Here is a 26,279-nt window from a genome sequence, read left to right as displayed (position 1 = left end):
CAGATAACTTGCTTGCTTTATTTCAAGACTTTTTATTGCATTTGGGATCCTACTTTTCACAATACAACTGAACAGGCCCCAGTAAACCGCTTGGCTCCAGCTGTCCCAGACGCGAGAAGAAATCCGGTGTCTCCAGCACCAGCGTATTCGTCACTTCAATCGCAAGCGAATTGCTGCCCTCCCGGATCAAATCGCTTAGATCAAACTGGTACGGAGCTGCAATACGAATTCCCGCAGATACGCCGTTAAGGAAGACCTCAGCAGTCTCGAAAGCTTCGCCAAGATCAATCATGGCGCGATTCCCGAATACCGGCGACCAATCCCATACCATCTCATAACGGTACGTCCCTGAGAAAGAAGGCAGCAGACCGGAGCGGCTTAAGTCGGTCAAGGTATCCAGCTCTCGCCAAGGGGTGAATGCCGGATATTGCTCGGATGTTGCCGTGGCGACCGACCAAGGGCCCGTGAGCGCCATGATCAGCTTCTCATCGGTTATCGGCTTAGCTGCTTCCCATTCGCCAAGCTCCTCGCCGGATACGATGATGACAATCGTCTCGGAAGCCGGCAGTTTGAGCTTGAGCCGCGATCCTTCACCCTCTTGCACGCTGTCCGATTCCAAGAGCTTATTGGTATAAGCATCGTACAATGTCACGCTTCCCGTTACCGGCAAATACACTTCCGTATCGATAGCTTGGGTCGGGTGTTCATTGAAGAACAGGAAGACGTCCATGTCCGAATGTCTCATGTGATAACTGCGCAAGAACGGTTCGCTGTCCCTAACTTGCACATCGTAATAGCCTGCTTCCCTCAGCTTGCCTGCAAGCTTGTCCAGCGTCACGACTTCTACCCGTTCGTTCGCGGCAAGTCGGTCAAGAGCTTGCGGATCAAGCTTACCCTCGCTCGATCTGCTCGGAAGGCCGTCAATGAAGAAGATGGAGAGCCCTTGTTCCGCCATAAGAGTTAATTTGGACAATACTTCGCCAGGGAGCGCTTCGCTGTACGGAACAATGAAACAATCATAGGTTTCATCCTGCATTGCGAGCTTCCCGTCCCGAACCGCGACATCGCTCAGAATCGTATCGCACGGCAGGACATCGCAATCGATCTGGTTCCGCATTAGTTCTTTCACCGGCTTGTGAAAGTACATATAGTCTCCGGACCATTCCGCTTCGGCATGGTAGAGGACGGCTGCCGTCGCGATATGGGTGCCGCCGGAAAGGAGATGACTCAGGCGATTCGTATAGTGATTCAAGTATTTGTAGTACCGGAATTGCGGGTTCTTACCTCTCGCATACAGATGCGGCGGGCAATCCCTGTCCGGGTATTCTTTGGGCGAGAAGGCGTGCGGAACAAAGTAATTCACGCCTCGGACAAGCATGTGATCGGTCAGCCATTTCATGAGCTTCAGGCCTTCCGCCCAGCCATATGCACCGAATACTTCGGCCATCGTGCGCCCCTTCTTCTTCGGATCCAGGTGCGCAAGCGATACAGCCATTTTGGCCATGCCGTAGTTGAAAAACTCCGAATCGCCTTCATTGAACATTCCTCGTGTCGGAACCTCGTCGAATCCAGGCCGGAGCTGCCAGAGCACGACATCGAGTCCGGACATATCCTGTCCGCCAAGCGCCCGATAGAAATGTCCTGCGCCGCTGCCGAGCCTTGCATGAACGTTGCTGTCTTCCAGCACATGGCCGATATACTCGACCCCTCGCTCCCGGCACCAATCTCCGATCTGTGCGGTGAAATTACGCGCATAGAGCTTGCTGACCAGATTCATGTAGCTGTAGCGCATGCGCGACATGCTTTCGCCGCCATCGTGCCATAGCAAGGGCAAATACCTTCTGTAGTCGGAGCCGAACTCCGCTTCCATCAGGCTGTACATCTCCTTGCTCCACGGAAGGGAGACTCCCTTCTTGCCCGGTTTGGAGTTGAAGTCCCATGTATCTTTATCGTTATAGAAGCCTGGTTCATCGGAGAAGAAACCGGCAAGCGTTCCTCCGAAATCCTCGCGGTAACGCGCATAAAAGGACTCATGTACGGTATCGATCAGGACGCGAACAGAATCGGCAACGAGCGGATTCATGTAGTCTTTCTTGTCCGGATCGCCGCCATGCTCGCTTTCATTCAGCATAAAGATCCGCCAATAGCCATCGGGCACGTCCCAATGCAGCTTTCCATTCTCAACTTGATCGGTCAAATTGAGTGTCTCTTCCGTCAATACACCCGTTACCGGATCGCGCTTTACAGCAATTACAGCAATCACCGTACCTCCGATGCTGTAACCCGGGTGATAAGGCAAAGGTGACACCAAGAATGCGGAGTGTGCGCTCGGTCCGAACGCATCGATATGACTCTCCGATAGATAGAGACGGCGAAGCTCTTGGGACGCTTCTTTATATCGACCTGCCGCATGACCTGTGGGGAAGTGGTCGTCATCCAGGATCCATACCCGCATGCCGCGCTCTCTCGCCTCTTCCATGATCACGTCGATATCCTTCCACCATTTAGGTCCAAGGAAATCCGGATGCGGTCTCGATTCAACGCAAACCGCCCGAATGCCCGATTCGTGGATTCGAGCCATTTCTTCCCGAAGTAACTCCTCGTCTTCCCCATGCTGCCAGAAGAAAGGCAGAATATAGTTATCTTCCTTGCCCGTTAGTACTTCATGCAGTTTCGTTGTCATGTATCATTCGCTCCTTATTGCAGGTTAATAACCGTTTAATATGCCGTCCAACCGCCGTCGGCAGCGATCACGGCCCCATTAATGAAACGTGAATCCTCTGACGCTAGGAAGAGGGCTATATTGGCGATCTCAATCGGATCCACCGCTTCCAGCCTTTGCGTTCCCTCGCCTTCCCTGAAGGTTTTCATGCCTGCCATATCGATATTGCCCAGCGTATGAACGATATTGGTCCGCACCCCTCCGGGTGCAATAGCATTGCAGCGGATACCGGACTTCGCATGCATATAGCCGACATTCTTGGTCAAGCCTACGAGGCCATGCTTGGATGCCGTATACGCTACACCACCCTTTCCGCCTGTAATACCCGCAGTCGAGGCGATATTGATGATGATGCCCTCACCTTTCGCGAGCATGATCGGAAGCGCCTTCCGAATGGCTCGCATAGGTCCGGTCAGATTGATGTCGATTACCCTATTCCATAGATCATCCTCAACGGTGTCGATCAAGCGGAAGCCGTCCATGATACCAGCATTGTTCACGAGGATGTCTACGCTTCCGAATTGCTCAACTGCCTTGTCTACCATTGCTTGAATCTCTTCTTCCTTCATCACGTTGGCTGTGATGCCGATCGCGGTTCCCCCAGCCTGATTGATTCCGTCGACAACGGCGAAGATCGCGACTTCGTTCAAATCTGCAACTACAACCTTGGCACCTTCCTTGGCATACAGCTCCGCAATCGCTTTGCCCATACCCGATGCAGCCCCGGTAACGACCGCGACTTTATGGTTTAATTTCAATTTGTTACGCCTCCTCATGTTCTATGGTGCGTGTCTTGCCTATGTTATTCATCTTATTGCAATGCATGAAGCTCGACTAACAGTATGACGACTATTCGACTAGTACTTTTACGACTTTTTGTTTAGGAATAACAAATAGAGGCTGTCCAAGGCCATATTGATGATCTTGGACAGCCTGCATTGCTGATGTCTGTTATTGGACCACGACCCGTACACGGCAAAGAGTCATTACTTGCGTATACGGATCACTGCTATTACCTTCCCTGTTGGACGCTGCGCGCAATACGGGGAAGTATGTGCCGGGTTGGGGGAACGAATAGGACGCTTCCACAACCGCTTGCGATCCCTCTTCATTGACGTAGCTGATAGTCGCCTCCATCGAAAAAGTTGCTTGCCCTTCAAAATCCCATTGTGCGGATACGATCTTCCCTGTATTCGGCGGAACCTCGATCTCTGCCTTGAAGAAGACGGTTTCGCCTACGGAAACCTCTGTACGCTCGCTACCGTTGGCATTCAGGGTAATAACGGGCTGAATGCCTTTGCGATCAGCGGCTTTGGACGGAACGATTACCTGACCGTCGACTACCTCATAGCTGGTACTAGCAGGAGGGTTAACCCCTCTTTCGACCCAAGCGCTCAAATCGCGAAGCGCCTGATGCAGGGCAGGAACGTAGTTTACAATATGGAGCCCGTCCAATACTTCGTTCGAACTCGTATCGGCGTGCAGCGAATGATCCACAAACCAAAGTCTAAACCGTTCATCCAGTTTCTCTCCTACGGCTTCTTTGACTTTGGTCCGATACCAATCCGCTTGCCATGGGAACGCGCTCTCGTCCATCAACGTCTGCAGGACAATCATCTTCCCTTCATAACGGCCGCTCTGAACCGAGCCTGCCCCTCCGTAGGCAACGGCAGGCCCCACTAGGAAGGAACGCTGCGGATATAGCGGCTCCCCGCTCTCGTCCCGATACTGATTCCACACGGAATAATCGGGGGTCGGAACCTGGTGCCGGTGATATGTCTGAAGGGCGATGTAGTCCGAATTGTCCAGCACGATCTCGTCGCCCGGCTTAATGATATCCAAGCTTTGAACGGACGTGAAAAATCCGAATGCCTCCCCGAAGGTGACAACGTTTCCGTTGATCCGCCCGAAAGGGATTTTCAGGCCTGCGGCCTCGCCGCTAGTGATTCGGATGAATGCGCCATCCAAATAGACATCCCCCGCAGGTACACTTTCCACTCTGAAGGAAGGTGCGGCCCCCTCACCCTCCGAAAGCATTTTCCACGCTTCGTCGACGCCCATGTTCATCGCTTTATCCGATTCTGTATCACTTTGCTCTTGGGGCTTAATGACCTCCGTGATGACGGTTTTGAATTGAAGACGCGCCCGAGAAGCCGAGCTTTCGGGGTCGGAGCCTAGGTATCCGGGGACGGTCCAGTAATCTTCGAAATAGGAGGGGTCCATCTGCATCACGGCCGGAGTAAGAACCGTCAGCGCACCGTCCCCGATTTCTCGATAAGCAAACCAGGCCTTAGGCGGGAACCCCATTCTGGTCACTTCTTCAAGCGCTTGTCTCTCTTCTTCGTTCAATCCGGCATACATATCCCCGCTGCCTCCAGGCTCCAGTGCGTCAATAATCGCAGGGAACTTATCCTTGAGGATTCGCATGGCGTGGACGCGTACCGTGAAGACATTCGGAATCGACATGGGCGTCCCGATGACGAAGGGCACTGCGCCGTCCCAAACGCCTGTTGTGTTTTCCATTAAGCTCATGGTCTTGAAACCGCCGCCGCTACCGCCGTAGATGTAACCGTATGGGCGGTGGGGGCCGAACAATTCCGCTGCTTTCACCCGAGAATACTGCGCTACGGCAGCGCTCGCGCGATATACAAGGGTAGGGTCAGGGGACATGCCGCCCATGTTGGATTCTACGAAATAGGCCCCGCTGGAAATGGCCATGCCAATCGCGTCATCGTTCTTTTGAGACGCGTTCTCGCTGCCTTGAACAGGCGCGACGAAATGAAAGAAGCGTCGCTCATAATCTGCTTCAGACGGGAAATAATACGAAAATCGAGTGTTAGAACCTTCGAATCCGCCGTGGATGTACCGATGGTGCACCGGCTGATCCCGCCATTCATCGATGTCTACAAAGGGCTGCACGAACTGTGGGTCTAACGCGTTATCTTCTTCGCGTATTATCATAATGTCCTCCTAGAAAACTGGAATATTTTATATAGTCGCCTTAGGTCACTTTTGCATTGGCGTAAAACCCTCTTTTTTTAGCATCGATATAAGCTGTATCCTTAATTTCGAACGTATCGCTAAGCCGAATGTCATTAGAAGAGGCACCGACACGTACGGTCATTTCTCCTGCCTCGACAATCCATTTCATATCCGCATCCAAAAATGCAAACTGATCCGCTTTAATCGCAAAATGCACGGTTTTCGTTTGCCCGGCCTTTACCGATAATCTCTTAAAGCCGGCTAATTCCATATTGGGACGCAGCATACTTGAGATTTCATCCGTTACATATAACTGTATGACTTCGTCACCATCCATCGTGCCCGTATTTGTAATCTTACAGGATAGATTCAGTGTACCATCCGATTGAACCGCTTTATCCATCTGTAAATCCGAATACTCGAAAGTGGTATAGCTCTTACCATCGCCAAAATAAAACAAGGGTTTTTTCGGGCCTTGAATGTATCTGCTCAGGACCATTCCTTTGATTGGTATATAGCTGTCGCCTTTTCGATGCATGGCATAAATCGGGATCTGGCCTGCATTTCTGGCTGCGGTAATCGGCAATCGTCCAGCCGGATTATAATCTCCGAACAATACATCCGCCAGAGCCGCTCCTCCGGTGTCTCCCGGGAACCAATTCTCGATAATAGCCGGGTAGCGCTCGGTGATAAATTCACTCGATAGCGGTTTCGCATCCATATGAACGACAACGGCAGGAGTATCCGTTTCAAAAATAACTTTTGCCAGCTCTTCCTGCACTCCGTTCAAACCGATATCCGTACTGTCGATGCCTTCGCCAGTCGTACAGCTTCGGCCCCATCCGTACTTGCCTCCCAGAGTAAGAATGACGACATCGGCATCCTTAGCCGCGTTCACAGCCGCCTCGAAGCCATCGCGGTTCGTCCCCGCGATGTCGCATCCTTGTACATATACAACATGAGCATGAGGACATTTTGCTTTGATCGAAGCTAGGATGGTAGGCGTTTTGTCTCCGTACAATTGATTGATCGTCTCGGTTACCAACGGCAGTTCCCGATAGATTCTGCTGCCTTCATAACATTTCTCCGCATCAAAACTCTCGCTGTTTGCTTCACCAGCAATTATGCCAGCCATTTGGTTTGATTCTCCATTTAGGCCCATTTCAAGCGTGGCGGGGTAGGTGTAGCAGCCGAACAACAATCGGAGCGAGTTCGCGTGCGGGCCTATTACCGCAATTTTCTTGATGTTTTTGTCTAACGGGAGGATCCCTTCATTTTTTAGAAGCACTATGGATTCGCGTGCAGCTTTGAGATTATGATCGATAGTACGTTCACTTCCATAAGCTTCTTCCAGCAATTCTTCTCTTGGATAGGGATTCTCGAATAAGCCTAGTTTGAATTTGGTTTGAAGCACCCTTCGGACGGCCCTATCTATGAAACTCTCATCCAACAACCCTTCCTTAACTGCCGCGAGGAGACCTCTTGAATAGCCATACGGATAAGGCAATTCGACATCCAACCCTGCCTTTATAGCTTCGATTCCTCCGACAGCCGGATCTGGGGCCAGCTTTAGGTCCACGATTCTGTTGATAGACATATAATCGCCGACGACAATACCCTCAAAACCCATTTCATCGCGCAAAAGGTCGTTTAAAATACGCTTAGACTTGATAATCAGTTCGCCGTCAATGGCTCCGTAGGAATTCATGACAGATTCTAACCCGGCTTCGGTTATCGCTGCCTGGAATGGTTTAGCATAGACCTCCCGAAGTTCGCGGGGAGGAATCGGATTGGAAGCCATATTCAGGCCTCCCTCTCCAAATCCATAACCCAAAAAATGTTTCGCGGTTGCAACGACGCCCTCTTGCAGCTCATCGCCCTGCAATCCTCTAGTAAAAGCTACGCTCATTGCAGCGGACAGCGTGGGATCTTCACCGTAGGTTTCGCCTACTCTCCCCCAGCGGGGATCGCGGGCAATGTCCATAACTGGCGATAAGGCCTGCCGCACGCCGATGGCCAGCATTTGATCACGAATAATCTCAGACATTTCTTCTACGGTTTCGGGATTCCAAGTTGCTCCAAGACCGATCGCGGACGGGAATGTCGTTGCTCCTGTGACGTTTACACCCGTTACCGCTTCGCAATGCAATAAGGCAGGGATTCCGAAGCTGTTCGACTTTGTAACGATATCCTGCGCTTCTTTTGCAAAAGCGACGTTGGCCTCCATACTTTTGCTGCCGCCCATTTGTGTGAGTTGACCTACCCCCTCGGGAAAATAAGCGAGCGATTCGTCGGGATTCCCCCTAACCATCATGCATTGCAATTGAGTCATTTTTTGTTCTAACGTCATTCGGCTAAGCAGATCTTCCACGCGAGCCTCAATAGAACTTTTATCATTTCTAGCAGTCTCCAAATGAACCACTCCTGTCATTATTATTTTACGCTGGACATTCTTACTCTAACTAACCTGAATCGTAATCCTTTTCGGTGCGCATCCTTCCGCTGATGCAGTCACCGTAATCGTTCCCGCTTCCGAATGGGAACGAACAACCGCGAGCACTTTGCCGTCAAACGTCGTTCTTTCGGTATCATAGAAATTCTCTTGGCTCTTAGGGTCTGCGCTGCCGAACCCTTGCAGCGTCCCCGCTCCTTCAACCGAAATCGATACTTTACGGTCTGCAGCAGTCTGCAGGATGCCATTCTCATCAGTAAGAGAAATCATGATGTAAGCTAAGTCCGCACCAGTGGCTTGCAGCTCTGCACGGTCATTTTCCAGCTTCAGCTCGAGTCCTTTACCTGCCGTCTGCAGCACCATGCGCCCGGTTTCTTCTCCGTTCGTATAAGAAACGGCTGCAAGTTCACCCGGTGTGTATACCGTTTCGAAAATCGCTTTAAACCGGTTCGATTCACCCGCGGCCGCTTTACCGATAGACTTGCCGTTCACCAGCAATTCCACCTCTTCGGCATCGGAATAGATTTCAACCTTAACGGGTTTGTCTTCCGAACCCGGCCATGTCCAACTGGCGATCGAATCGCTCCAAGACCAAGCGGAATTCATGAATTTATCATGGTAGCGTTCCGGCCTTTGAACGGCAATGTAAGGCTCTTGTCTCAATCCCCAGACGATTTCGCGATAGTAGGAAGCCGGTCTGCGATTGCCTGTAATGTCAATATCGCCGCAGTACGCGATATACCAGGGATACGCGCCGTAAATCCCTCTACTTTCATCTAGCGTATAATCAATCTTTCCGATACCTGCTTCACCAAGATAATCCCAGCCTGTCCATGTAAAATCCCCGATAATATGGCTGTTCGCCTTGGTCAATCTCCAGTTGACGTCGATATCTCTCGGCATCGTCTCCGTACCGCAGATGACCCGATTCGGGTACAAATCCTTATCCATCTCGTAACGGCCGTTCATATAGTTATATCCCGCGACATCGACTCCGGCAAAAGCTTCCTCCGTTACCTCGCCTACGCTAGGATGTCTCACGATTTGGTTCATGCGGCCGATCAGCGTCGACATGACCGTATTAATCTCATTCGTTTCCACCTGGTCTGTACCGGCCGCTGCTCCTTGATTGTCTCCTGCGAAGCTAGCCATGATTTCGCCCAAACGATCCATAATGCATAACCAGCCGTTAACGGAGCTAGTGATGAATCTGGTTCCGTCCAAGGAACGGACCATCTCGGCCATTTGCCGGTTCAAGCTTGCGCCGATCCCAGTTGCAGCCTCCGGAATCTCATTCCCGATGCAATACATGATGACACTCGGATGATTGTAGTCTTTCTCGACCATCGCCTGTACGTCTCGTTCCCACCATTCCTGGAAATAGAGGCCATAGTCGAAATCCGTCTTGCATGCGTTCCACGTATCGAAGGTTTCATCCATCACCAGCATACCGAGCCGGTCGCAAGCATCCAGCATAGCCTTGGACATCGGCTGATGCGCGCTTCGAATCGAGTTGAATCCTGACTCTTTCAAAATTTCTATGCGTCTCTCCTCTGCTCGTTCAAAGGTGCTTGCTCCGATCACGCCATTGTCATGGTGAACGCAGGCTCCTCTAAGCTTCACAACCTCGCCATTGATCCTTAGACCGTGCTTTGTATCCAGCTGCAGCTTCCGTATGCCGAAATGGTTCTTATCTTCGTCGATGACCTGATTATCGACAAGGATCTTGGAATAACAGAAATATAAGTTCGGATGCTCTCCTGACCATAGTTTCGGCTCCTGAACAAATAGCTTTTGTCGAACGGTTACCGATTCGCCGGAGAAAACCGTTACAGGCACCTTGTCAGATGCAACCACTCGGCCATCGGCATCCTGTATTTCTGTATGAACATGAGCCCGCCGCGACTGCAAGCCTTCATATTCCACAACGGTTCCGACCTCAACGATTGCCTGGTCTTCCGCTATGTCCGGCGTTGTAATCTTTACACCGTCTTCCTTGATGTAAAGCAGGTCGCCTACCATCATATGGACATTTCTATAGATTCCGCTTCCCGTATACCATCTGGAATTGGATTCTGCGCCATTCTTCACAAGCACCTTGATTTCATTATCCGCGCCCATTTTCAAGAAGCGGTTGGCCTTCACATAAAAGTTGCTGTACCCGTAAGGGCACTTCCCCGCAAAATCGCCATTGATATAGACCATCGCGTTCATATAGACGCCTTCGAATTCGAAGATCACGTTTTTTTCCGCATATTCATGCGGCACATAGAATTTTTTCTTATAGGTGTAGTTCCCGCCTGGGTAGAACCCAGTATTATTCTGGTTCTTACAGTCAGGATTTCTTTCTTCCAGGATCATGGCATCGTGAGGCAAATTGATCTCCACTTCTGGAACCGCTCTCGAAAGACTCAAACCTCCCGCACCTTTTGAGAACAACCATCCGTCATTAAAGGACTTCCTCAACATGTTGTTACCCCCTTCAATTAACTCGCATTTTTTTCGTGCAAAAAATATCCGAGTTTCTCTCCTCATCTTATTTCAATACATTCAGGATAACTAACAGTATGACGACTACTTGAATAGCGCTTTTACGACTTTTTGCATGCAACACTCATTTCTTATGGATACAAAAATAGGGGCTGACTCAAAAGCCGTTTTTGGAATTTCAGTTCCCGCTTATTAAGTCATAAATGGTAAAAAAAGAACCTTCAGTTCCACTTTATAGTGGTGCTGAAGGTTTTTTGCGCATGTTATGGGATTGGCCGGGATGACGCTCAGAAAGGTTAGCTCCGCTTTTCCTTTTTTCTTTGTTATACTGATCCGAGAGCATTCAAAATGGCCTCTCCATGCTCAATAATGCCTCTATCTTGCTCAGCGCTGCAATAAATGAGCGAAGCTATGCCCTGCCATCCTGCAAAATACACCGTCGATTATTTGCTTGCTTGCCTTTCCTCCAGCCAAAGAATCGATGTAACGCCGCGCGGATAATATTTGCTTCCTGTGATGCGTCCCGAAATGATTTGGTCGCTCCAGCTCCAGATAGACAGTTCAGGATGCGTCAGCCATGCCACATGGGCTGCGTCCGCAGCTCTGCCCACTTCCTCCCACGTTTTGCCCATAAGCTCGCGTGCAACGAATTGGCACAAATATATTTTGCTCAGCCAGCTGTTGTTGCTCGTCGAGGACAATTTCCAACCGCCATCCTCAAACAAGCAGATACCCGGCTGGAGCACATAGTTTAGATGCTTATCGAGCGCCGCAAGGTAAGCACCAAAACGACCATTAGGATCAAGCGCAGCATGGTTTCCTGTTACATATGGGAAAATCAACCCTTCAATGGCAGGTATGATTTTAGAATCGTTGTTTTCACCAATGACTGCAGGAATATATCCCTCGCTCGTCACATGGTCAACAATGGTTGCCCCGCATCGGTCCGCTTGCAAGCCTGCAATTTCTGCCAGCATATCCCGTTCGTTCTCGCTGAAAATCCGCTCCATTGCCACGTAAGCCGCCCAGCTTTTACCCGCCAAATAAATGTTGTTGCGCGACTGGCCAAGCGATACATCAAGGCTGTCGTAGGTTGTGATCTCAGCACCGCCCATCGTTCGCGAGCTATCGAGACCCATGATGCCGTTCCGGCCTCCCGGATTTGAATCGTCTCGATTCAGCATGCTGTTTAAACATTTCTCGAATACGTCCAGATTCGCATCAAGCCACGCTCGATCCGCTGTCTTCTCGTAATAGGCAGAACCGCACAACACCCAATTAACCAGCTGTTCATGCGTCATATGGGAAAAGCAGCCGTCGAGACCGTAAAGTTCGTACGCCGAGAAGCCAGGGCGGGATATTGCATTCGCGACGCCCATGTCATGAGTAAAGCTGATGCCACCCGGATACTCTGTCGCATCCCCCGGCCTGCGTATCGTATCCTCATAGCTGTATCTTTGCACGAACATATCCAGCTCATTTTTGACCGTCCATGGATTCATCTTCAATTCGAAGAAAAGCTGGTCCACTGTCAAGTCGAACGTATTCATCATCCGGTACTCGCCTTCGTTGACGATCCAGAACGGCTGCCCTTCAAAATCAAGTAGCTGCGTGGAGCCATAGTAGCTGCGGATGGAATGATTGAGCATAAAGGTCTGATCGTCCGATAGCTGTTCCCGCTCCGTCAGCGCGCTCGCTTGAACGGCTTCAGCCGCCAGTCTGTCAAAGTGAGTCAGCGCATACGCCGAAACGGCCTCAACATTCGCAAAGTAGCGCGTGTAGTAGTAAGAAGCATCGATTCCTGTCGTTACGTATCCTCCGCGATAAAAACAAACCGCGAAACGGTACGTTTTAATTTCCCCCGGCTCTGTATCCATAATAAGCGCGCCCACTGGCCCGAGACCAAAGGTCCAATTCTCCTTCAGCGACGCATTCAATATATCCTCCATGCTGAAATGCTGCGCAGAAGAAACCGACTTTTCATCCGTTACAATCGCAAGATGCCTTCCTTGTCCAATGCCTGCGCTGCCGCAAGTGGCATCCACGCGCCGCATAGCGCTGTAAGGGTCATTGCCTTGAAAACCAAAGAAAGCTCGGCGTTTCTTATCTGAGCGCGAATTATCGACAGTCAGTTCCGCAAAGACAGCCGGAAGAAGCGTATCCATAAGCTCTTCCTCTAGGGCAACAGTTGGATCGGGCACGGAACGCACTTGCGTTATGATTCGGAAAGAGAGGTCGCCTGCCTGCCATGTATCCGTCGTCAAGCCAAACTCGCGCCGAATATCCTGCTGCGGCAGCGGATGAAGCAGCCTCGGCTTGTCCGGATTCGGATCCGGATTCTCGATATCGTAGCGCTTGCTCTCCTCCTCATCTTGAACGTCATGGAACGGCAACGTATCATAACCGGTTCCATCCAAACGTTCAAGCCCGATAAATATGTTTTCCTTAGGCGGTTTAGCAAGCTCGATATCAAAGCCCCCTGATGCGCCGGGGAAGCCAAGCGTAAAGCTTGCGAAAGCGCCGATAGGCGAGTGATGGGCATTAAAGAATAGATTATTGGCCAACGTACTTCATCTCCTTTTTGCATTACGTCTCCTTTCATCTTACGATCGATCCTACCGCCCCAACAGGGTCATAACAGACCTATATTTGTACAAATCGGCACCAACTCGCACAATCGCTGTATGCTATACTGGAACCAACCTATCTAGCGAGGAATATGCAATGAGAAACCAACTTCCCTTCGGCGACGAAAACAGCATCCAAGAGCTGGTGACGCCTGATCTGCAGTTTTCCTTTCAAATCGTAGCGGCGCATAAGCGAACCGTTAACGGGCAGTGGAGCTATCCCGAGCATCATCATCCCATGTTCGAGCTCAACATGGTGCTTGAGGGAGAGCAGACGCTCATTGCCGAGAACTCGTCCTTCGTGCAGCAAGCAGGGGATATTTTATTTATCCCGCCCAGCGTTACACATCGCAGCGAGGGCTCTGCCGGCAAAGAAACAATGACTTACTTTTGCCTTCATTTCGACATTGATGATCTGACATTGCGCAGAAGTCTCATGGGGATGCAGACGACTCTGCTTTCAGCAGGCGACCCTTCTTCTGCCGCGATCCATGATGCTTTGCGACGATTGATTATGACGCTCCCTTACGCCGAAACCAGCTTGCAAAGAGACAAGCTGGCATTTCTCAGCGACACCTTCCTGATGCTTTCCGCCCTTTCCCGCTGGACAATAGAAGAAGGATCGGGCGAGCTGACAGGAAAAGATGCAACCGAGAATGAAGTTTCGCTTGCTTCAACGATCGAGCGCGAGCTGCGCGGCTCCTCCGCTGCTGAACGGATGTCTGAAGAACGGATCGGCGTCGAGAAGCTGGCTGCCCGGCTCGGTTACAGCTCCACTTACTGCAAGCGTGTATTCCAGCGTGTCTACGGCATGTCGCCGCGGCAATATTTGACGGGACTCATCGTCAGGCAAGCAAAGCTGCTGCTAATCGATTCCGAGCTGACAGTAGAAGCCATCGCCTATCAGCTCGGCTACCAAGACGTTTCACAGTTCAGCAAGCAGTTCAAGCGCTGGATGAATATGTCGCCGACTGCCTTCCGCAGATTGACCAAATAGAAGCAAATTCTCCTTAATATTTAATGGCATGTGTACTTCTAAAACCATAGGCTTTGATAATCTAATCTCGTTGAAATCAGCGCACCTGTATAGCCTTGAGGTCGGGTGACTTTCGCTCGCCCACAATTTGCTCAAGAAGGAACCAATAGACCAAAAAGCAGAAATGGCGGTGCAGGGATAACCTCCCAAGCATCGCCATTTCTTTATTTTCGTTGTATTTCCATCAGGCGAGCTGTCTCGTCAAGTGCAGAGCTATTTTTGGGACAGCCCTCTTACAATTTATCTATATTACGACCGTCTATCCAAGATCGGTTATATGACTCCCAAGCAAGATACGGGGATCCGCCACACCTGCCGTTTAAAGTCTCATTTATGAAGAGCCTCTACTTGTTGTGCATGCTTCCGCGATTTCCACAAGCAGACCGCGCAGCGCTTCCAAACGGCCGACCGCCGTCTCGGCTGCAAAGCGGAGCGCCTTTTTGTCCTTTTTGACTCCCGCTTTGAAAATGGTGGCGCCCGTTCTCTTCCAATCGAGCTGGATCTGCAACAAAGGCTGTTCGTAGCGCGTAAGTTTCCGGGGACCCAAAGATGATTTCGTGTATTGAAGCAAATGATATATACTTCCAATTCGAAGTCGGTAATGAGCTTGTTGGCACAGTACAGGAAGATCCGAATCATTTGCGCACGAGTCTGCCCGCAAGGCAAGCGACTCCAACCATTGACGATAAGCACTCAAGCCGGTTCCGGGAGTGGACTCGCTCTCGAAAAATCGCCTCAGTCCGCCGGTCATGTCCTCTTCCGCCCTTATATCCTTCTCTCCAAGTATGACGTTCGTCTCCGTATCCCCGAACCATAGTGCGTGGCGTACTCCTTCCGACAGAGGACCCCAATCGGTCTCTCCCTCATAACCGCATACCGCACCGGTCGGCTCCAACAGGAATAAATCCGCGACCCGGGCAACGCCGCGGCTGCGATCCAAACCGAGCAGAACGACAGTATGGTCGCGGCTTTCACCAGCTATGTAGAAGGGCTTGTAAGAGAGCGATCGGCTGTCGACGATCAGTAGCGTATGCGCCCCCGATTCGGCGCGCGCGACGACTGTCTTGAGAATCTCCCCGGTTAACGGCTGCAGGTGCACCGAGACCGGAAGCCTGCTTCGCCAACTTGCAGCCATCCGATCCAACGCTGGAGGGTAAAGCACACCCGAGTCTGACGCGTATTCGACGAGCGGACCGTCAGCGCGGAAATATATCTGCGCCTCGCTTAGACAGCAGCCATTCGCATGCAAGGAATAAGCTGCGCAAGCGTACAGACAGTGTTCGGCTTGCTTAAGCATCAGCCGGCTCCACTCCCCTCAGGTGTACCTAGGTATTTGAACACGAGCTGCTCGAGCTTGGCGATTGATGCGAGACGGTCGATCAGTAGGTCTTCGTCATCGACCTCTATGCCGAAATGCTGCTCCAGCCGTACGATCAATTCGACAGCTGAGAGTGAGTTCAGATCGTAGGATATGAGGTCCGTATCCTTATGAAGGTCTTGCGCCTGCCCGCTATCGAGCTTCAATACTTCCGCCACCATCGTTACGATTTGAGTTTGCAGGTTCAATTTGAGTCCCCCTTTTTCATCATTAACATTCGGGATCATAGGACGATGTGCAGCTGATTGCTTCGTTACGAAAGCATGCGAGAACGGCTTCAAGCCGGTTCTCTAGCCCAAGTGCCCTCTCCCTTGTTGAGGCGACGGAGATCGTGAATAGACGGCCGGGCGCTCTGGTGGTCGCGGCCGGCGGTAACGTTCCCGACACATAGACAATGATGCCTTCCCCCGTTTCCCTCTCATAGAGAAGATGTTCCCGTCGTAGAAGGTCTAGTAGTTCGTCGAACCCCGGTGTTCCGTCTGCCGGAAGGCGCCGGTAACGAGTACGCAAGAATCGGTTAGGAAAGCGGTATGACAAGAATGAGATATACGTCGACAACGTGAAGCGTCCGTTGATTTCCACGACAGGAATCCAACCACCGAATTCAGTCCGGATTGAGTCGATCCCCGCTACGCCGACATATCCCAAGCGGGCCAGTTCTTGGCCTACACGAAGGATCGACGAGTGATATCCGACCAACTCCGCCTCGTCGGCTGCTGTTGCGAACTCCGAGCCGTTATACACGGTACCGTTAACAAGTTGACGCGTAACGGAGAATAATTCGGTCTCGCCAGACGGGCCGATCCACAATTGGGCATTCCAATCCTCCCGCGGTTCCAACCATCCTTCCACGAGCCAGCGAGTCTCTCCGGACCGCTTCGCCATTCTCTCCATCCTTCGTACCCATGCCGAGAAGCGGTCTTCGCTGTCCGCTACGAACATCCCTTTGCCGGAGGCATTGTACGGCTGCTTGAGTACGACTTTGCGGTACCCTTCAAACCGTAACGCGTAATATGCTTCCATCATTTCGTCCGCGCTGCTGCATATCCGGCCGCTCGTTACCCGTAAGCCTAGCCGAGCCGCCAATTCTCGGCTATGGACTTTGTCGTTGATCACGGCGCTTGCCTCGGCGGGGCCGCCGATAAGTCGTAAACCGCTGGCGGCGGCGATCATCTGTTCCCGATTGGTCACCGCGTAAGGAACGAAGACCGTGTCATTGGCGGCCGTGCCGATTCGTGACAACCGTTCGAGCAGTGCTGCGTCCCGTAGCACGAGCTCCGAAATCGGCGTGTCCTCGTCCTCTGCGGCGCCGGATGGAAAGAGAACCCGCGGGCCAGGAAATCCCAAGCTTCGCATGTAGTCTTGCCACAGCCTCGAGGGTTCGGCCCTCATAATCAGGACGTCTTGCTCCCGGGACAGCAGCCAAACCATATCCTCCATCCTGTTTACGATCCGGTTTTCAGCCGGATCCGCAACGCCGGTCGGTTGCGCGTGCCAAACTTCCTCAGCCCCGATATTAAACAGCCAGATGATCGTACCCTCATGTCGATGGGTCGTCATCCATTCAGTGAAGGAAAAAGATGATCCAACTTCTTCAGCCAGGTTATTAGCTGTTTTGGTCATGCAGTCCCTCCTTTACAGCCTCAATTTGTTTTGGCCGCGCATCGCGTCGGAAGGCCTGCCGGCTTCTCGAAGCGGCCATAGTTTGCCTTGCCAATAGAGCCATTCCGCAGGCATCGGGTGGCTTAGAAAACCGATTGGGCTGTTGGTCAGCCCGTAGGCGCCTGACTTCTCCACAACGACCAAATCGCCAGGCTCCGCCCGAGGAAGAAAGATCCCTTGTCCGAGACAGTCGGTTGGCGTGCAGAGCCTGCCACTTACCGTGACTTCCTCAACCTGGGCCTCGTCGGCTGTCTTTCCAGCGATCCGTAGCGGAAAATTGCCTCGAACGGCACGACCGAGGAACGCGGAATTGGCATGGTGATGCGATCCTCCGTCGCAAACGAGAAATACGTTCCCTTTACTCGTTTTCCGATAGAGCACTTTCGTCACGTATACGCCGGATTCCGCTAGCAGGAACCGGCCACTCTCGACAAGTACACGAGTAACGTTCAGCCTCGGTGTAAACTCCGCCCAAATGTCAGCCAGCAGCGAACGCAGCAGCTCCAGATTGAGCTCTGACTCCTGAGGAAAATAAGGAACGCCGAAACCTCCGCCTAGATCCAAGTGAAGTAATGGGAAGTTGTGCTTTTCCGCCGTATCGCAGGCCAGCCTGATCGAATGGCGAAAAGTGCCGGCAATGTCCTCTGCATTCAGAAACTGCGAACCGACATAAACGTGAAACCCTACCAATTCCACAGATCGTAAATCAAGTACTGTGCGAATCGCCTCATCCAACATCGTACCGTCGATTCCGAAAGGAGAGGCGACACCCGACATTCTTAAGCCGGCTCGACCGGCGGATAAATCCGGATTGACGCGGAGAGCGACGCGAGGAACGCAGCCTAACTTCGCCGCGAGACGATCGATCAGAATCGCTTCATCCACACTTTCTACGTGAATGCAACCAATCTTGCGGCCAATCGCTGCTCGAAGCTCCGCATCCGTTTTACCTGGACCGGCAAACGCGATCGAATCCGGCTGGAATCCCGTTTCCAGCGCGATCAGCAGTTCTCCTTCCGAAGCTACTTCGCAGCCAGCTCCCCAACTTCTAAGCAGTTGGCAAATGCCCATCAGCGGATTCGCCTTGACTGAATAGAGGATGCCGACTTGATTCGGCAGCACCGCGCGCAACAGGTCATACTGACGCTGAATAACATCGGCGTCGTAAACGTAAAATGGAGTCCCATAAAGCTGAGCCGAGGAGATTAACCGGTCGTCAAGCATGCCGCTACCCATCCCTCTTCCGCTCTCGTTCCAGCCCAATTTCGGAAAGGACCAAGCCATTTCTTGTTCGATTATAATCAGCCCCTTTGCATCCTGGTCTGTACATGGCTGAAAAACTCCGAATAATAAGCGGTTTCCGCTTCCTGCATCAACGCAATTTTACCAACCACTGTCTCGATCGACTCGGCATTGTATACGCCGGTAGTCTTGTATTTGAGCAAGATTGCCTGAATAAGCTTCCAATCCTCGATTACTTGCCCCAGCCGTGAATTAAGTGTTTCCGGAAATTCCAGTATTTGCAGTCGCTGCTTTTCCAGCATCTTATTTAGGATTACGGAGGTCAGTCGGAAAGGCCACTGTCCGAATTGTCTTTCCACCCATGCCCTCAGCAGGCTTTCTGAAGCGCAAATGTGACTGAACGCTCGGTGAAACTTTTGCATTTCGGGCAAGCATCCGAGCACCCTCTCCCGCTCGTTCCAAGCATGACGATAATAATCCATCGAGGCGTTACGCAAGGGATCCGGTTCGCTCTGCGGCTCGCCTGTGCGCAAGGAAAAACTTAAGAAATTAGGGAGATGACGTAAATGTCCGAATTTCTCCTTCACTCCCTCACAGCATAACGCAACGTCCTCGAACGGCAATTCCCGCTTGATGTAAAGCATGCTTTCCTGGTAACGGTGCTCGATAATATGGAATACTTGACGATCCATGTCGTACCCGTGTACGAGAATATAATGGGGGAGATGATACTTCTGATACGTATCAGGCCGAATCGATTCAAAAAAGCTATCGATTAACAGGATGACCGGCTGCCTGTGGTTGATTGCGCGAATGACGCTGTGAATGGGATCGTCCATATTGTCTTCCCGCTTAAATGCCAAGCCGAGCAACCGATAAAGCTCCTCTTCAGGGTAAAGGCCTATCGCCGCCTGAGAGATCTGGCCGTGCTCCTCATCGAATTCGTAGACAAACATCTCGTTCATGAGGAACCGGCATTCGCTTCTTCCCAAGTATGCCAATGCCGGAAACAGCGCATTATAGAAACAGGTCTTGAAGTAAAGGCCGTTATAGGGCTCTATTGGCTCAAGAACATGGACCGCCATGGAATCCTCCTAACTTAGACAAGTTCAACAATCATTTCTCCATCGTGTCATATTAAGCGTACATCAGGTGTGCTCTTGTTCGTCAGGATCGGTTGTGCGTTGCAATTATCCCCTCTATCTTCCAGCAGATATCGTGCATCAATAACACAGTTCAAGTCGAACACATGCTGCTTGGTTCGAAACTCTTCCCAGGCCGTTGCAATCACCACGACATCGCTTGAACGTTCTAGCTCTTCAACCGATGCCATCATTGTCACGGGAAACGTATAATGCTTGCTGAAGGCAGACATTGCCATAGGATCGTAAGCCGCAATTTTGCGGCATCCGCGTTCAAGCAATAATTCAATCATTCGCGCAGAAGGCGTGCCTCTGACATCATCGCTTCCGGGCTTGAAGGAAAGCCCGAGGATGCCGACTTGTTGATCAAGATTTCCCAATTTGGCAACGATCCGTTCAATGCATGACTCCATGACGTCCCTATTGATGTCCAATACCGCGTTCAGGAGCTTTGGACGGTGCCCGTACTTTTCGGCTGTCCGCTGGAAGGCAAACGTATCTTTCGGCAAACAGTATCCTCCAAAGCCGCAACCAGGATATATATATTTGCTCATCTCAGCAGGTTGCCCGGACCATCGGCGATCAGTATGGAGCAGGTTGAATATGGTAGGGATATGGATATCTCCAATTTTTTCCGCGAGCATCGCTTGCTCGTTAGCAAAGCTTATCATGGTTGCAAGCAATGTATTGGAAGCCAATTTCACAAACTCGGCCGATGTCGGCGAAACGCGATGGTATGGAGCCTGGAAAAGACTGTAGGCTTCTTCCAGAAGACGGCCAGTTCTGTCGTCAGCTGATCCCGTTACGATTCGATCGGGAAACAGAAAGTCGTTCCAAGCGCTTCCTTCCCGCAGAAATTCCGGGTTGTACGCAAGTCCCACCTGAGTGCCTAACTCAAAGCCTTCAGTCAACAAAAGCGGAATCAAATGTTCCCGCATCGTTCCCGGGGGAATCGTCGATTTGACTGCAATTCCGTAGAAACGATCTTTGCTCACACATCGAAGTACTTCCGTTAATGCACCAATCAAGCTCGAAAGATCCATCTCCCCTACTTCATCTACAGGTGTACCGACACATAGGAAGATAAGCTCGGCCTGCTGCACGGCTAGGGCGATCGAATTACACAATAGAAATCGTTTGTCAAGCTGCCTACGAAGAGCCTCCTCCACTCCCGGTTCATAGAAGGGCACGCATCCTGATTGGTAGCTCGCTCTTTTCAAAGCATCTTGATCGTAGCCGAATACGCGATGGCCTTTTTCTGCGAACCCTAAAGCTGTAGTTAATCCGACAAACCCGAGACCAATAACGGCGATGCTCTTGTGCTGCTGCATGCTCATTCCCCCACACCGTGAAGCTGCAAGTACCGCAGGACACCTTCCTTTAGCGGAATGACCGGATCAAAGCCCAGCAATTTCCGTGCTTTTCCGATATCCGGACAACGGCGTTCCGGATTATCTGTTAAATATTGGACATCCTCGGATACATAGTAACGGATTGGTGTCACCTTTCCAGTAAGCTCACGAGCACATTCTGAAAATAAGGCCGCCATGTCTGCTGCACTGATTTCCTGCGAGTCCGAACCGATATTGAATATTTCAAATCGGTCATAGGTTAAAGCGAGCAAATAGCCAACGATTGCGTCTGCGATGTAACAATAGGTACGTGTGGGTTGGCCGCTGGAATAAATTTCGATATCCTCACCTCTCACGATCGCACGAGCAAAATCGGAGGAGATCCTGCGGTCGTCCAAATGGAGGCCCGGACCGAAATTGTTGAACGGGCGAACAATTCGAATTGGTAATTGATGCACCTGATTATAGAGATGACATAAGGTTTCCCCGAACCTTTTGGACTCATCATAACAAGCTCTTGGCCCTACCGTCGGAACATTTCCGTTATAGGTTTCCGGTGTCGGAATCGCGCTGGGATCTGGGTTTCCGTACACTTCACTGCTCGAAAAAAACAAAATTCCCTTGCTGTTTGCCGTTCTGCAGGAGTCGAGCAGACGCTTCAAGCCGAACACATTGGCTTCCAGCGTTTCCAAAGGAAATCTCCGGTAATAGGTTGGAGAAGCAATAGACGCCATATGGAGAAGATAATCGGCTTCACCGTAAAACTCAAAGGGATCGACCGTGACGTCAAAGTCTTTGACCGTCAAAGGCCAGTCGTCCGACTCCAACTCCATTAGCCACTCCGGCTTCCCTCTAATAAATCTGTCCAGAATAAACAAGTGTCGGATGGGGGTTCCGTTATCAACCATATAGAGAAAGAATAATATCAAATAATAGCCGATAAATCCGCCCCCGCCGGTGATAACGATCGTTCTGCCGGCAAATCGTTCCGCTTTTCCGAACTTCTGCAGCATGTATGAAAGATCCTCTCGAATGACCGGATTGTCCCAAGGCCGCCTATTCATTACATTCTGTTGCTTGCATGATAGTCCTTCCAGACCTTCCACGGCGCCTTCCCTCCTTCCCATAGCTGTTCTAGCTCCCGTTTGTCATGAAGCGTGTCCATGCAGGCCCAGAACCCCTCATGCTGATAAGCCATAAGCTGGCCGATATCCGAAAGTTGCCTAAGCACGCTCCGTTCCAGCTCAGTTGAATCTCCCTCAATATACTCGAGGACCTCAGGCTCAAATACAAAAAATCCGCCATTCACCCACTCGTCCGGCGCATGTATTTTCTCGCGGAACGATGTAACGACGCCGGCCTCACACCGCATCACTCCAAACCTCTCTTTCGGCCGAACTGCCGTAACGGTTGCAAGCTTGCCATGACTGCGATGAAAGCTGAGCAACTCGTTCATATCGATGTCACAGACTCCATCGCCGTAAGTCAGCATGAAGGTCTGTCCTTCCAATAGGTATCCGACTTTAGCCAAGCGTCCTCCGGTCATCGTTCCCGCTCCCGTGTCCACCAGCTCCATGTTCCGGTTCTCGTGGTGCACTGCATTCGCCCGGAATCTGGTCATCTTCGGATCTCCTTCAAAATAGCTTTTGATATATTCCGATTTATAACCTAATGCCAACACAAAATCATGGAATCCGGAAGCTTCATAGATTTGAAGAATATGACTCAGAATCGGCAACCCTCCGATCTCAATCATCGGTTTGGGCCGTTCGTCCGTCTCTTCGGCAAACCGGGTCCCTAACCCACCGCATAGAATGACCGTTTTCATCAAGCACGAGCTCCTCTCGGGGCAGTTTGTTGAAAGCGTTGCTCAGCATCTCTCAGAATCGCCTGCTGCATGGTCACCCGTTCCAACGCTTCATGAAGCATCTCTTTCCTAAATCCATTCAAGGTCTCGACAAATGCATTCAGTTGATTCACGTAATAATTCATCGGCTCGAAATCGTGCAGCACGACGGGGTTCGTTGAATCCTCGAGACGAATTTTCATCCTGTAAAACCCGATATTGGAGCGGAAAAAGTCCGGAACGGTGACGGAAGCCTTCTCGAAATGAATCGTGTGAGCCGCCTTGTAAGGCATTTCAAAGGATGTCGTACAGATGGCTTCGACGCCGCCTGCATACCGCAGCCCGGCTTGTAAAGTCCAATCACATCCGTCCGGCCCGGTAAAGTCTGATTTACCCCATATTTCCTCCGCTTGCAAACCGATTAACGCTTGGAGAAATTGGAGCCAATAGCAGCCCAAGTCGGAGAATACTCCCCCTCCCTTGGCCTTGTCGCTGCGATAGTTATGTATGTATCGATCCCTGGCTTGAAGCGAGATTCTGGAGTCGATTCTTAGCAGATGCCCGTATCGGCCGGAGTCGGCAATCGACCTCAGAGCAGACTGCCACGGATGACAGGAAACCATCAACCCTTCTATCAGCTTGAGGTCGGTAGTGCTCGCTTTAGCCATCTGTAATAATCGCACGTCTTCCTCTGTCAAGCCGATCGGCTTCTCGACTAGCACATGCTTTCCTGCCGCAAGAGCCCTGATTGCCCATTCTGTATGCAGTTCATTGCTAAGGGCAATATAGACCGCATCGATTTCCGGATCCCCAAGCAGTTCTTGCAAGTCATCATAGACTTTCGGGATAGAGTAAGAACGGGCAAGCTGCTCAGCTTTTGCCCTGGTGCGGTTCGCCACAGCGCTGACCTTTATCTGTGGTACGTATACGGCCGGCTCTAACAGGGTACGCTCCACAATCCCCGCACAACCTATTATTCCTAATCGATAAACTCCTCCAAGCACCGGCCCATTCATATATGCGCAAGCGAAGACGAGCCATGTAAATAAAGAACGTTGCATTTGGAGCAGGCCGGCGATAATTGCTCGCCCAATGTCCGCCTGATACGGTCATAGGCTTCGGAATTCCAAATGTCGGACAGCGATTGTTGATGCAGGTTTCCAACCGAGAATTCGGAGAAAAATTTACAGGCGCTAACATTGCCGCTTGGTGTAATATCCGCCCTTGTACTCAGCGCCAGGCATTTCGTAGCGCAGCGAGATGTCATGGCATTGCCGCTAACGAAACCCTCAATTTCGTCAAAATCAAGCCCTGGCTGATAACGGATGCGCGTTTGCCACATGCGTTCGTTAATCCGTTTCAGATCATCCATTAAGCTTCCGACATTATCCGGATCAATATGATACTTGAACGCATGCCAACTGCTCCTCTGGTTCTCCTCCAATTCCTTAAGCCAATCGAATTGCTCCCGGAAAAAGCCATCCATCTCCCCGGTCGCCTCATGAGAAATGTACCAAGGGAAACAGAGCAGCACCAAATCGATTCCTTTCTGTTCAAAGAATTCCATTAGTTCGTAGAGCCTTCCGATCATACTGTCATTAATGACGGAATGTACCGAGATTTTCCCATGGAAAATCCCCTGCCGCCGAAGAAGAAGCAGGCGGTCGATCTGATCCATCACCTTGCTGAAAGAGCCTTTCCCACGAAGCAGGTCATGTTCCTTCTCGAAGCCCTCTATCGCAATCAACAGTTCTAGATTCGGTGAAATCCGGCATAACGCTTCCTCGTATTTCTCGATGAGATACGCATTCGTACAGATTGTCGTCTCCCGAGGATCGTTCTCCAGCATCAAGAGAATATCTTCGATGTTACGATGAAATAACGGTTCTCCTCCCCAAAGGTACAGCCTTGACTTTGTTTCACGGGTTTCCTCCAGCATCCGGCGAAAGACCTCCGTGTCGATATCGAGATTCTGCTCGGCCTGCTCCATGTCGTGATGGTAACCAGACTCATTCCACTGATAACAATGCTTGCAACGCAGGTTGCAGCGGTTGGTTAGCTTAACGGCAACAACCTCCGGCATCACGGTCTTATAGGCGGGATCCAGCTTCCGTTCTCTATGCGGGACGACCACATTTCTGATCGTACGTTTCAATATTTCGAATGACTTCTCATCCATCTTCACCTTGCTGGTAGGCTGCATCACGATCTCCCCTTCCCGATTCGGCTCCGTCGTTCTATGCCATCATAGGTTTCTCGTTATAAAACAAACAGCAACCCTGACAGATTGGCAGCAACTGCTTCCGCAAATAATTGCGGTACTGCGTATACTTCTCTCCCCTCCAGATCTCTGCGATACTGGCCTCGTTTACATTGCCAAGCGTCAAATCGTAATACGCATGGCAGGATGTCACATCGCCTTGAGCATTAATTTCCGTGCTGACCCACGGAAAAGGACACCGCTTCTTTACTTTTGTCATTGAGAACCAGTCAGCGCTAAAATATTTACGAATATTGTCCTCGGACATGACCTTGGGATACGTGTTCAGATACTTGCCTTCGACCTCGCAATATTCAGCGATTGTTTGGATCTGCCGGGCGATCAGACCGGCATCGATGTCTGCAAACATTGCCGGATCGCAGACAAACCCCCTTGATACCGGAGCACTGTTCACGCCGAATTCCCGACGAAGCACACCTTCATAATCCTTGTGATTTTGCTCCGTAATGTACGCCTGCAACTCAATGCTGATGCAGTCCAGCTTGCTGATATCGAGCGCCTCGAAGAAAAATCGTTCAAGATGCCTGAAATTCCTAGGCGTTACAACTGTGCTAATACCGATCTGCGGATACTTGGAGCCTGCTTCCTCTCGCAAACGGAGGAGCTTTTCTATCCCTTTCACCGCTTTCTGGAAAACGCCTTTGCCTCTCTGTTCGTCATTGATTTCAATAGGTCCGTCCAGCGAAACCCAGATCCGTTCGGGCGGGTAGGTCACAAGCAGCTCGGCATGCTTTTCGAGCAAGGTACCGTTCGTCGGCATGTGCACTTTGCTTCCCGCATCATGAATAGCTTTCAGCACCTCGCCGATATGCGGATACAGCAAAGGTTCTCCGCCGTACAGCTCGTAATAGGGCTGAACGGAACTACAAGTGCTGATGATATCCTTGACGACTTTGATATCGAGCTGCTTTAATATTTTTTTCTCGTTGTACGGACCGTTTTCTCCCCACTCGTAACACATTTTGCAGCGCAGATTGCAGCTTTCCAGCAGCTGCAGGAATACCCATTTCGGCAGCGAATGATCCAGTGAAGCGGATGCAGATGAACCCGTTGCGGTGCTTTGCATA

Annotated in this window: 18 protein-coding genes; 1 reads left to right on the top strand and 17 read right to left on the bottom strand. The window is 51.0% G+C overall.

The features are described 5' to 3' along the window. Positions 1-49 precede the first annotated feature (49 nt). The 6 genes from DFP97_RS20655 to DFP97_RS20630 all read right to left on the bottom strand — a co-directional run bounded on the left by DFP97_RS20655 (position 50) and on the right by DFP97_RS20630 (position 13,210). Positions 50-2,683 carry a glycosylhydrolase-like jelly roll fold domain-containing protein gene (locus DFP97_RS20655; RefSeq protein ID WP_114382081.1) on the bottom strand — a complete coding sequence of 878 codons (2,634 nt, stop codon included), beginning with the start codon at positions 2,681-2,683 and terminating at the stop codon, positions 50-52. Positions 2,684-2,718: 35 nt separating this feature from the next. After that, positions 2,719-3,480, bottom strand: a complete 762-nt coding sequence (locus DFP97_RS20650; protein ID WP_114382080.1) for an SDR family oxidoreductase — start codon at positions 3,478-3,480, stop codon at positions 2,719-2,721. A gap of 193 nt (positions 3,481-3,673) precedes the next feature. Then, the gene (locus DFP97_RS20645; RefSeq protein WP_114382079.1) at positions 3,674-5,683 is read right to left on the bottom strand and encodes a PKD domain-containing protein; all 2,010 of its coding nucleotides are present in this window, start codon (positions 5,681-5,683) and stop codon (positions 3,674-3,676) included. 40 nt (positions 5,684-5,723) lie between these two features. Beyond that, a complete protein-coding gene (locus DFP97_RS20640; protein ID WP_220271183.1) occupies positions 5,724-8,117 on the bottom strand; it encodes a glycoside hydrolase family 3 N-terminal domain-containing protein in 2,394 nt (797 codons plus the stop codon). 45 nt (positions 8,118-8,162) lie between these two features. Then, positions 8,163-10,625: a glycoside hydrolase family 2 TIM barrel-domain containing protein gene (locus tag DFP97_RS20635; protein WP_114382077.1), complete on the bottom strand. Its 2,463-nt coding sequence runs from the start codon at positions 10,623-10,625 to the stop codon at positions 8,163-8,165. A gap of 464 nt (positions 10,626-11,089) precedes the next feature. After that, entirely contained in the window at positions 11,090-13,210 is a 2,121-nt protein-coding gene (locus DFP97_RS20630; protein ID WP_114382076.1) for a glycoside hydrolase family 52 protein, read from the bottom strand. A gap of 160 nt (positions 13,211-13,370) precedes the next feature. Here DFP97_RS20630 and DFP97_RS20625 point away from each other — a divergent pair, with 160 nt between their 5' ends. Next, entirely contained in the window at positions 13,371-14,270 is a 900-nt protein-coding gene (locus DFP97_RS20625; RefSeq protein ID WP_114382075.1) for a helix-turn-helix domain-containing protein, read from the top strand. A 370-nt stretch (positions 14,271-14,640) separates the two neighbouring features. Here DFP97_RS20625 and DFP97_RS20620 read toward each other — a convergent pair whose 3' ends face one another. The 11 genes from DFP97_RS20620 to DFP97_RS20570 all read right to left on the bottom strand — a co-directional run bounded on the left by DFP97_RS20620 (position 14,641) and on the right by DFP97_RS20570 (position 26,278). Beyond that, entirely contained in the window at positions 14,641-15,606 is a 966-nt protein-coding gene (locus tag DFP97_RS20620) for a hypothetical protein (protein WP_114382074.1), read from the bottom strand. Then, positions 15,606-15,875, bottom strand: a complete 270-nt coding sequence (locus DFP97_RS20615; RefSeq protein ID WP_181873607.1) for an acyl carrier protein — start codon at positions 15,873-15,875, stop codon at positions 15,606-15,608. The genes DFP97_RS20620 and DFP97_RS20615 overlap by 1 nt, the downstream gene beginning before the upstream one ends. 22 nt (positions 15,876-15,897) lie before the next feature. Next, positions 15,898-17,310: a peptide ligase PGM1-related protein gene (locus DFP97_RS20610; RefSeq protein ID WP_114382072.1), complete on the bottom strand. Its 1,413-nt coding sequence runs from the start codon at positions 17,308-17,310 to the stop codon at positions 15,898-15,900. A gap of 12 nt (positions 17,311-17,322) precedes the next feature. Then, a complete protein-coding gene (locus tag DFP97_RS20605; protein WP_220271182.1) occupies positions 17,323-18,585 on the bottom strand; it encodes a type III PLP-dependent enzyme in 1,263 nt (420 codons plus the stop codon). Between the two features lie 65 nt (positions 18,586-18,650). After that, positions 18,651-19,676, bottom strand: a complete 1,026-nt coding sequence (locus DFP97_RS20600) for a C39 family peptidase (RefSeq protein WP_114382071.1) — start codon at positions 19,674-19,676, stop codon at positions 18,651-18,653. 47 nt (positions 19,677-19,723) lie between these two features. Next, positions 19,724-21,064 (bottom strand): UDP-glucose dehydrogenase family protein, encoded by a 1,341-nt coding sequence (locus DFP97_RS20595; protein WP_181873606.1) that lies wholly within the window; start codon positions 21,062-21,064, stop codon positions 19,724-19,726. Between the two features lie 2 nt (positions 21,065-21,066). Continuing rightward, a complete protein-coding gene (locus DFP97_RS20590; protein WP_220271181.1) occupies positions 21,067-22,191 on the bottom strand; it encodes an NAD-dependent epimerase/dehydratase family protein in 1,125 nt (374 codons plus the stop codon). After that, positions 22,149-22,913, bottom strand: coding sequence for a sugar phosphate nucleotidyltransferase (locus DFP97_RS20585; RefSeq protein WP_114382069.1), 765 nt, complete (start codon positions 22,911-22,913; stop codon positions 22,149-22,151). The genes DFP97_RS20590 and DFP97_RS20585 overlap by 43 nt, the downstream gene beginning before the upstream one ends. After that, on the bottom strand, positions 22,913-23,947 hold the full coding sequence (locus tag DFP97_RS20580) for a Gfo/Idh/MocA family protein (RefSeq protein WP_114382068.1): 1,035 nt from the start codon (positions 23,945-23,947) through the stop codon (positions 22,913-22,915). The genes DFP97_RS20585 and DFP97_RS20580 overlap by 1 nt, the downstream gene beginning before the upstream one ends. Continuing rightward, positions 23,944-25,134: a radical SAM/SPASM domain-containing protein gene (locus DFP97_RS20575; protein WP_114382067.1), complete on the bottom strand. Its 1,191-nt coding sequence runs from the start codon at positions 25,132-25,134 to the stop codon at positions 23,944-23,946. The genes DFP97_RS20580 and DFP97_RS20575 overlap by 4 nt, the downstream gene beginning before the upstream one ends. 34 nt (positions 25,135-25,168) lie before the next feature. Further along, the gene (locus DFP97_RS20570) at positions 25,169-26,278 is read right to left on the bottom strand and encodes a radical SAM protein (protein ID WP_114382066.1); all 1,110 of its coding nucleotides are present in this window, start codon (positions 26,276-26,278) and stop codon (positions 25,169-25,171) included. Position 26,279: the final 1 nt, after the last annotated feature.

Source organism: Paenibacillus prosopidis (genome assembly GCF_003337375.1).
In the GTDB taxonomy this organism is placed as follows: domain Bacteria; phylum Bacillota; class Bacilli; order Paenibacillales; family Paenibacillaceae; genus Pristimantibacillus; species Pristimantibacillus prosopidis.
This window is presented reverse-complemented; position numbering and strand designations above follow the sequence as displayed.

What these genes read in the sequence shown, in the direction of transcription:
- DFP97_RS20575 (WP_114382067.1), bottom strand. Translation starts at nt 25,134, where the DNA reads ATGCAGCCTACCAGCAAGGTGAAGATGGATGAGAAGTCATTCGAAATA.
- DFP97_RS20635 (WP_114382077.1), bottom strand. Translation starts at nt 10,625, where the DNA reads ATGTTGAGGAAGTCCTTTAATGACGGATGGTTGTTCTCAAAAGGTGCG.
- DFP97_RS20625 (WP_114382075.1), top strand. Translation starts at nt 13,371, where the DNA reads ATGAGAAACCAACTTCCCTTCGGCGACGAAAACAGCATCCAAGAGCTG.
- DFP97_RS20610 (WP_114382072.1), bottom strand. Translation starts at nt 17,310, where the DNA reads ATGACCAAAACAGCTAATAACCTGGCTGAAGAAGTTGGATCATCTTTT.
- DFP97_RS20600 (WP_114382071.1), bottom strand. Translation starts at nt 19,676, where the DNA reads ATGGCGGTCCATGTTCTTGAGCCAATAGAGCCCTATAACGGCCTTTAC.
- DFP97_RS20570 (WP_114382066.1), bottom strand. Translation starts at nt 26,278, where the DNA reads ATGCAAAGCACCGCAACGGGTTCATCTGCATCCGCTTCACTGGATCAT.
- DFP97_RS20595 (WP_181873606.1), bottom strand. Translation starts at nt 21,064, where the DNA reads ATGCAGCAGCACAAGAGCATCGCCGTTATTGGTCTCGGGTTTGTCGGA.
- DFP97_RS20580 (WP_114382068.1), bottom strand. Translation starts at nt 23,947, where the DNA reads ATGAATGGGCCGGTGCTTGGAGGAGTTTATCGATTAGGAATAATAGGT.
- DFP97_RS20655 (WP_114382081.1), bottom strand. Translation starts at nt 2,683, where the DNA reads ATGACAACGAAACTGCATGAAGTACTAACGGGCAAGGAAGATAACTAT.
- DFP97_RS20605 (WP_220271182.1), bottom strand. Translation starts at nt 18,585, where the DNA reads ATGGGTAGCGGCATGCTTGACGACCGGTTAATCTCCTCGGCTCAGCTT.
- DFP97_RS20620 (WP_114382074.1), bottom strand. Translation starts at nt 15,606, where the DNA reads ATGCTTAAGCAAGCCGAACACTGTCTGTACGCTTGCGCAGCTTATTCC.
- DFP97_RS20585 (WP_114382069.1), bottom strand. Translation starts at nt 22,913, where the DNA reads ATGAAAACGGTCATTCTATGCGGTGGGTTAGGGACCCGGTTTGCCGAA.
- DFP97_RS20645 (WP_114382079.1), bottom strand. Translation starts at nt 5,683, where the DNA reads ATGATAATACGCGAAGAAGATAACGCGTTAGACCCACAGTTCGTGCAG.